At 38.9% G+C, this 6,193-nt stretch carries 8 protein-coding genes; all 8 read left to right on the top strand.

What is annotated here, in order from left to right; all coding sequences use genetic code 11:
• The first annotated feature begins 340 nt into the window (after positions 1–340).
• Positions 341–1,360, top strand: coding sequence for a MobV family relaxase (gene mobV, locus AC5WOE_RS19885; protein WP_496053334.1), 1,020 nt, complete (start codon positions 341–343; stop codon positions 1,358–1,360).
• A 450-nt stretch (positions 1,361–1,810) separates the two neighbouring features.
• Positions 1,811–2,854 carry a protein rep gene (locus AC5WOE_RS19880; RefSeq protein WP_496053333.1) on the top strand — a complete coding sequence of 348 codons (1,044 nt, stop codon included), beginning with the start codon at positions 1,811–1,813 and terminating at the stop codon, positions 2,852–2,854.
• Positions 2,847–3,161 carry a hypothetical protein gene (locus tag AC5WOE_RS19875; protein ID WP_496053332.1) on the top strand — a complete coding sequence of 105 codons (315 nt, stop codon included), beginning with the start codon at positions 2,847–2,849 and terminating at the stop codon, positions 3,159–3,161. Before AC5WOE_RS19880 ends, AC5WOE_RS19875 begins: the two co-directional genes overlap by 8 nt.
• A 134-nt stretch (positions 3,162–3,295) precedes the next feature.
• Complete coding sequence (locus AC5WOE_RS19870; RefSeq protein ID WP_496053331.1) at positions 3,296–3,613, top strand: hypothetical protein; 318 nt, start codon at positions 3,296–3,298, stop codon at positions 3,611–3,613.
• Between the two features lie 88 nt (positions 3,614–3,701).
• Positions 3,702–3,932, top strand: coding sequence for a hypothetical protein (locus AC5WOE_RS19865; protein WP_496053330.1), 231 nt, complete (start codon positions 3,702–3,704; stop codon positions 3,930–3,932).
• A gap of 115 nt (positions 3,933–4,047) precedes the next feature.
• Positions 4,048–4,197 (top strand): hypothetical protein, encoded by a 150-nt coding sequence (locus tag AC5WOE_RS19860; protein WP_496053329.1) that lies wholly within the window; start codon positions 4,048–4,050, stop codon positions 4,195–4,197.
• 181 nt (positions 4,198–4,378) lie between these two features.
• Complete coding sequence (locus tag AC5WOE_RS19855) at positions 4,379–4,699, top strand: single-stranded DNA-binding protein (protein ID WP_496053328.1); 321 nt, start codon at positions 4,379–4,381, stop codon at positions 4,697–4,699.
• A 301-nt stretch (positions 4,700–5,000) separates the two neighbouring features.
• On the top strand, positions 5,001–6,193 hold a 1,193-nt coding region (locus AC5WOE_RS19850), incomplete at its 3' end, for an FtsK/SpoIIIE domain-containing protein (RefSeq protein WP_496053327.1).

The raw sequence follows: 6,193 nt of genomic DNA, 5'->3' as shown, positions 1-6,193 counted from the left end.
AGGAACGCAAGTTAGTTGATAGAAAGAAAAAAGTATAAGTAATTTATCGAATCAACTCCACCCCAAAGGGAAAGTGGGGTTTTTGTTTTGGGTGGATATAGATTTCATTTAGGATTTTTTTTATTTCTAGGAGCTGTTTTTCATGGCAGCAGTAGTAGGTGTGAGGTTGATTATCATGCGATCCAGCAGGGGAGTTAAGTGGGGGCTAGCCTCGCAGAGCTTAATGTTTTGCTCGCAAAACCTATTAAGTTAGGTTTTTATTCAAAAAGCCTCCGTCCGTCTGGAACCAAAGTTAGTATTCTAGAAATGAGATTCAAGTGGATCGGCAGGAGGGGAAAACATGAAACCAACATCATCAAGGAAAGTTGTTTGTCATTTAGGGAAGTTCAAGAGGCACCAGCTAACAGGAATACAGATTCACAATCAGAGGGAAAAGCCATCTAAAACGAATCCTGATATAGATAAGAGCAAAAGCCATTTGAACTATGATTTACATAACGAGAAGCCTATTAGGTTTTTGAAGGAATCAAAAGAAAGGATAGAAAAGGAAGCTCCAAAAGCTAGAATACGTAAGGATTCAGTTTATATTGTGGAAGCAGAAATATCAGCTGGTAAGTCATTTTGGCAATCAGCTAGTAAGGAAGAGCAGCAGCGATTCTTTAAAGAGGCATATGCATTTTTGTCGGACCGATATGGAAAAAAGAATGTAGTCTATTCAGTTGTTCATAACGATGAAGACACACCGCATATGCACTTTGGATTTGTTCCTATCACAAAAGATAAGAAACTCAATGTACAAAAAGCAGTAATGAATAGAACCGAGATGGCAAAGATTCATAAGGAATTATTTGAGCATCTAAAGGAAAAAGGATTTGATGTAGAACGAGGGGAACCAGCTAAGGAAAAACATGTGCAGCCACAACGATGGAAATACGAAGAAGAGAAAAAGAAACTGCTCGAAGTGTCAACCCACCTAAAACAGACGGAAAGCACCTTAGAAACGAAAATAGAAGCTCTCAGAGGTATTTCTAAGCAAGTACAATGGATAGATAATATAGAGATAAAAGAAAAGGGATTGTTTTCGAAAGATCGAGTTGAGCTCAAGAAAGAAGATTGGCAGAAAGTAAAAAATCAAGCAAAGCAAGCGGTGATATATAAATATGATCTAGATCAGGTTAAGTCTGATTTTAAGGTAACTAAGCACCAAAATGAATTGTTGAAAGCCGATAGAGAGAAAGCAAGGAAGTTTGATAGATTAGGAGACTTGTTTGGAAAAGAGAAGTTGCATGAGGTTTTGGAGGTAGATCGACAGCAGCATCAAGTAAAACATAAATCCTTGGATCGTGAACGAGATAGGTAGAACCAGTATCGAATAAGAATTCAAATTAATTTTAAGGGTGGTCTTGATTTTTAGGAAAACCATGTATTAGGCTTAGCACCCCTTGGTGCGATTCGGCAACGCCTCGGTATGGCCATACCCCCAACGCTTCACCGGGGGTATGGATATGCCGACCCCTTGGGGGATCGGAGCGAGCTGGATGCCAGCTGGGTGCAGGGTCGGTCCCTCGGAAATCCACGACGGATTCCTTGGGATTTATTTTCATTGTTAGTTGATATGATGAGAAGCCTTGTTTTTCAAAGGTTTTTAAAGGTTTTTCCTTAACTTGATACTATGTGAACAATGGACGCACCCGAAAAGTGGGTTGAACCCTTGATATGTATAGCTTAATTAGCCCTTTACAAAGTCAAAACCCCTAGTATATAATGAAGTTGTCGAGACAACATTAAATACTGGGGGCTTTATAATTATATGAAGATTATAACACGGGGATTCACTACGTTACAAGATGTAAAAAAATCCGGTAAAGAAAGAAACTGGAAGGGCTTTAAGTTAGATAATTTAAGCTGTGCGAAGTCTTTCAAAAGAAATGGGAATATAAAGAAATATTATAGAATGAGAGATTGTGGCGGATTTTTAGAATTCGGGGAGTGCCCTAACGGATGCGAAAAGAAATTAATTTCGGCTCGATTTTGCCAAGTGAGGTTGTGCCCCATGTGTGCGGCTAGACGTTCAACATTAGTCTTCCAAAATCTAAGGCAAGTAGTTCACGAAGCAAAGGAAAGAGGATTGCAGTTTGTTTTTTTAACATTGACAGCAAAGAACGTAAAAGGGGATTCCGTCAAGCTTGAGTTAACGAAATACTTCGAAGCGTTTAAAAAATTAACGAAAAGAAGACCATTTCAGGCTTCTATTGATGGCTGGTTCAGGGCTTTGGAAATTACGCACAAATGGAGAAAAGATGAGTACCACCCACATTTTCATTGTCTATTGGCGGTAAAACCCGGTTATTTCAAAGGTGGGAAGTACATCAAGCAGGCAACATGGGTGCAGTGGTGGAGAGAAAGCATGGGATTAGATTATGATCCAATTGTGGATGTAAGACGTGTCAAAGCTAGAAAGAAAAGTTCTGACGAAATTGAAGAGTCAGGAGCGATCTTTGAGGTAGCAAAATACACAACAAAGAGTAACGATTATTTGATTCCAGAGTCACAGAAGGCACAAGATAGAGCCGTTGAGATTTTAGATGATGCTTTACAGTATCGTAGATTAATTGCTTACGGCGGTATATTGAAAAAGATTCGTAGCGAATTAAAACAAGTAGACGAGGAAAAACACGACCTAATCAAGGTTGGCGAGGATGCTGGAGAAGGTTGTAATTGCAGTGAATGCAACGCTATTTACCAAGAAGTTTCGTACAAGTGGCATGTTGGACTGAAAGATTATGTCCGTGTCGATGATCTGGACGACAAAGGACGGGTTATTAATAAAGAAACAGGTGAGATTATTGAATAGTTCTTTTAATTGGAATCGACCTATAATTGATAAGGAAGAAATGAGAGATCATTCAATTGTTATAAAAAAGGTTCATAAAGAATTTACTAAGGCGCTTAACAGGGTATTGAAGAAAAACCAAGGCGTTTGCGATCAACACGATATTAACAATGCAATTGAAAAAGCTAAGAATAAAATGGGAAATCTCACCAGTGAAGAAAGCAACGTGATAGAAGGTTTTTATGATATGTATGTTGGTATGTGGTCAAATGCTGGCGGTGATCGTTCATCCGTGGATCATGAAATCTTCAACAAAATACTAAAGTAAGTGGAGGCACTTCTTTAACAGAGGTGTCTTTTTTTATTAACTAGTTTGTTTTGCAGACAAGTTGACTAGTATAGATATCAATTTATGTGTTACAATCCTGATATCAAAAAACAAATCATAAGAGGTGAGATATCATGGTCAACAGATTCGAGAAAGTTGCAGAAAGACTAAAAGGAAAAGGGCAAGCAGAAATTAAACAAACCCCGCTAAGAATGCCAAAGGAATTGTACGAGGAGTACCAACAGGTTTGTAAGGATTTAGGGTCAAATGTAAATGAGTTCACTGTTGAATTGATCCGTCTAAGCCTTGAAGAATACAAGACAGAAAAGGAAAGAAAAAAGACAATAAAAAAGTCTAGAAAAGGAAAGAAACTCACTGAGCTAGATCATGAAGAATACATGGATTTATTGGAAGAAGTTGAAAGTGATCTAACTAAAGATATCAAAAAATGATATAAATAATTGACATCTAATTCATATTTAGAATAAAATGATATCAAGTAAAGATATCTTATTCTGATATGAGGGAGGTGTCTTTTTTATGGCTAGTAACATGCAAACATGGGAGGTGTTCTATACAAGGAAATTCTATACCAAATCAAGTGAAGGCTCGAAGTTCGAAGGAGCTTGGAGTGACTCTATTACAATCGAGGCAACGACAGAAGCAATAGCGGAAAAGAAAGCTAATTCTAAGTTAAAAGCCTTGTATGGAAAGGGCGGTACGTCGTATTTTAATGAATGGGAGATATCAGGTATTAAATGGTTATGGTGATATCAAAATAAGATATAAAAATTTGATAAAAAGTATTGACACCTTCATAAGTGATGGCATATAATGATATCAGAATAAGATATCAATAAATGAAATCTCTCGGAGGTGTCTTTTTATGGGAAGGAGTCAGGTTGATATCGATCCCATTGTATTGAGGAATCTAGAGAAGTTGATTGAGAAACACGAAAGACTGACGAATCAAGGATATCACGAAGAAGCGAGAGAGATTGATAAAAAGATAAAAAAACTAAAAAGGAAAGGTTGATAAAAATGTCAAACTGGAGCAACCCATTTTATGTTTGTAAGAGTTGTGGGGATAACATCCATGATATCCCATACGAAACCCACAAGGACGGTTGTAAACACCAAATTTGTCATAGATGTTTTGCGTTAGACAGCTTCAAGAAAGTGAAAACAAATCTAAAAACAGGGGAGCGGGTAGACGTATGAATCAGGTAAATCTAGTAGGGCGCGTGGTTCGAGAAGTGAAGTTACAGAAAACAGGGGGCGGCAAAAGTTTCATGTTCCTAACCCTTGCAGTTGATGGATACTATGACCGCAAGTCCGGTCAAGTAACAAGTGATTTTATCCCTGTTACCATCTGGGGGCGCGAGGCTGAGAAGTGCCGTAACTTGGTGAAAGGCTCGCTGATCCGCGTGGAAGGTCGTGTAAGTGTTGGGAAATTCGAACGAAACGGGAAAACAGAATATCCCGTTGATATAACGGCTGAGGAAGTCACATTCCTAAGTAAGCCCAAAACAGCATGAGTTGGCTAAATGTTGGAGGGAAGGGTTGGGACATCAAAGGAGAGTCATGGACAAAGGATATAAAGAAAAGTGAATGGTTGAATGTTGATAAGAAATCAAAGGAAAAGAAAAAGAAGGTGGTTCGGAAGTCCGGACCACGTAACAGATAAAGGGAGTTGTTCTTAGATGTATGATCTCTTCGTGTATATGGTAAGTTTTACGATAAATTATGCCATTGTTTACTTGACAATTAAAACGATAGACCTAACTTATTGGACGTTCCAAAAGAGAAAGAAAGCAAAGCAAGTAAGGGGGTAATAAAATGTTGAGATTTTACCATGAAGAGCCGAATCCATTGGAGGCTCTTTTTTATATCACGTTCCAAGGCTGGAAGGGATTCAGGAAGTCAAAGAAGTTATCCAAGGTGCTTCGGAAGATATTTGAAAATGCAGGTCTGGCAAAGGTAGAAACTAACGAAGAGCAGCAAGTAATTGTGTACCCATATACGGAAGTAGAAGAAGATCCATTCAACCTGCACCTCAGATTTCATATGATTCCCGGGCAAACTACCGCCGAATGGGAGAGAAAGTTAGATGCTTTCAGCCATGCCCTAGGGGCTGACCTTGTGAAATCGAGCATCAAACGCGGGGTGATAGAGCTAACTGTGCAGCATACTGCAATGAGCACAACAGAGATCATTTACAAGAAAGATGATAGTCATGCAATCGCTTTGGGATACAAGGCAGGCGGGGTGTTAAGTTGGGAATTTGACAAGCATCCTCATGCATTAATTGTGGGGCTGACCGGGACGGGAAAAAGTACTTTTGTACGGAATCTATTAACCCAGTTCCCAGAAGATTGGATTCTAAAAATTGTGGATGGGAAGTATGTTGAATTCACGTTTATGTCTGACTTGGGGTATGACGTGGCTACTACCCACCAAGATTTTATGCAGTATGTAGATGATGCCCAAAAAGAGTTGGATGATAGATTCAGGAAACTGCAAGAGACACGCAATAACAATTACAAAGATATGGGAATGACCCCCTATTTCTTGTTATGTGATGAGTTCATATTTTTGGCTGAGGAAGTGCCAAACAAGAAGAAACAAGGGGAATCGGAATCCGAAAGAGATAAGTTATTTGCAAAGCTGAGGGATATAAGTTTGAGAGGGCGTGCTGCTGGTGTGTTCTTGATCCTAATATTGCAAAGACCGGACAGCACTTTCATGCCAACTATTGTTAGAGACAACCTCATGTGCAAGATAGTTTTAGGAGGCTCGGCAACAGCTTTAGAAATGGCATTCGGCAGCGAATATAAAAAGTTATCTCACTTGGATCAAGGTCAAGGGTATTGTATGATCGACGACATGATTCCATTTATGTTCCCAAACTACGAACAGAGCGAATTCGTTTCCGATTTGCAAAGCAGAATAGAAAGCAGCTCCTATAAGGCTGATCATTCTAAACAAATAGAGAAAAGAAAAGAAGGGGGTAGTCCCTTAGATGAAATCAA

It is taken from the genome of Shimazuella sp. NTD248 (genome assembly GCF_059510395.1).
The sequence above is the reverse complement of the archived record's forward strand: the minus strand, read 5'-3'. Positions and strand labels throughout refer to the sequence as shown.

Bases quoted from the DNA above. Each gene is read 5' to 3' on its own strand.
- mobV (WP_496053334.1), top strand. From the start codon at position 341: ATGAAACCAACATCATCAAGGAAAGTTGTTTGTCATTTAGGGAAGTTC.
- AC5WOE_RS19880 (WP_496053333.1), top strand. From the start codon at position 1,811: ATGAAGATTATAACACGGGGATTCACTACGTTACAAGATGTAAAAAAA.
- AC5WOE_RS19870 (WP_496053331.1), top strand. From the start codon at position 3,296: ATGGTCAACAGATTCGAGAAAGTTGCAGAAAGACTAAAAGGAAAAGGG.
- AC5WOE_RS19865 (WP_496053330.1), top strand. From the start codon at position 3,702: ATGGCTAGTAACATGCAAACATGGGAGGTGTTCTATACAAGGAAATTC.
- AC5WOE_RS19860 (WP_496053329.1), top strand. From the start codon at position 4,048: ATGGGAAGGAGTCAGGTTGATATCGATCCCATTGTATTGAGGAATCTA.
- AC5WOE_RS19855 (WP_496053328.1), top strand. From the start codon at position 4,379: ATGAATCAGGTAAATCTAGTAGGGCGCGTGGTTCGAGAAGTGAAGTTA.